This window comes from Pseudoalteromonas sp. Ld20, assembly GCF_045064175.1.
Taxonomy (GTDB): domain Bacteria; phylum Pseudomonadota; class Gammaproteobacteria; order Enterobacterales; family Alteromonadaceae; genus Pseudoalteromonas; species Pseudoalteromonas neustonica.
In genome coordinates this window covers 1-1,306 of the sequence record NZ_JBISHB010000009.1, presented here as the reverse complement: position 1 = coordinate 1,306, position 1,306 = coordinate 1, and the positions used below count along the sequence as shown (strand labels likewise).

The 1,306-nt window shown below is 37.9% G+C and carries 1 rRNA gene; it reads left to right on the top strand.

What is annotated here, in order from left to right:
• Positions 1-5 precede the first annotated feature (5 nt).
• Positions 6-120 (top strand): 5S ribosomal RNA (gene rrf, locus ACJJVX_RS00165).
• The last annotated feature ends 1,186 nt before the right edge of the window (positions 121-1,306 follow it).

Genomic DNA, 1,306 nt, shown 5'->3' with positions numbered 1-1,306 from the left:
ATTTGCTTGGTGACAATAGCGTTTTGGACCCACCTGATCCCATGCCGAACTCAGTAGTGAAACGAAACAGCGCCGATGATAGTGTAGCATTTGTTATGTGAAAGTAGGTCATCGCCAGGCTCCAAATAAAGAAAGCCCGACTCATAGAGTCGGGCTTTTTTGCGTCTGCAGGAAAGTGAAAAAGCGAGCAAGGTGCAAGGTGGCTAGTGTCGCTCAGGTGTTCACCTAAAAGCAACACACCCCCATATATCGGTTGTCGCGATAAATCACGAGCTGCATCGTACTGAGTTAATACCAATCTGCATAAAGATTAAGTCAATTTTATCCAATCTCTCATTTTTAACCGTACCAGGAACTGAGATGGATCCATTCCATGCTTGCGATACCTGTTCGACTATTTCTTCAGAATCATTAAAGACACGATCAGGTAGGTATTGTTACCGTATTCAACTCTATATTTGTTACCACCCCTACAGATCACTTGATATGAGTTCACCTGAGTTTTTTGAAGTGAATTTTACTGCGCTATTTTTATCGGTTAGTTATTCAAGCCATCAAGAGCTTGAGTAAAGCGATTTGGGACCGCGATAAAACTGTTTAAATACAGCTCATTTTAATGAGGCCCAAATTCTGATAATAAGAGGTGGATTAGAAGATCTATTTAAATTTCATTACTTAGCAGATTTATATTAATTGTTAGCTGTGTTTGATTTTAAAAATACAATAATAAATCAATGTTTCATGCATAACGAATATTACGATTTCATCGTTTTACAGTGCATGTTATGCACAGGTGTTTGTGGGTAACATGTCAGTTTCTTTTGTGTATCTTATGAAAGCGAAATAAAAGCAAGATTAGTGATAATAACGCTTGCGTAAAATCAGCCGCGCCCTATAATGCGACCCCACTGAGACGGCAGACAGCAACGCTTAGCGGGGCAAGAGTTAATCAGTGAGTCGAGTAAAACTTGAGTTTGAATTTTTATAAAGTTTAAATTTAAGTGTTGACAAAAAAATAGGAAAGCGTAACATGCGCAGCCCTAGCGAGATAAAGCAAAGCGCTTTAATCGCAACGTTCTTTAACAATATAAAGCAATCATCTGTGTGGGCACTCGTACAGATTGAGTTCTAACAGCCGAACTTAGTTTACTAAGCAAGGCAAAAAAATTAGAGTCTCAATGTGATTTCTCGAAAGAGAAACTGAGTGACCAACAGAATAGTTATTTTTAATAATTATTCGGCACAGTCAATTCAATATCGAAAGATATTAAATAAATTCAGAATTCATTGAGCAGGTTCTTCATTC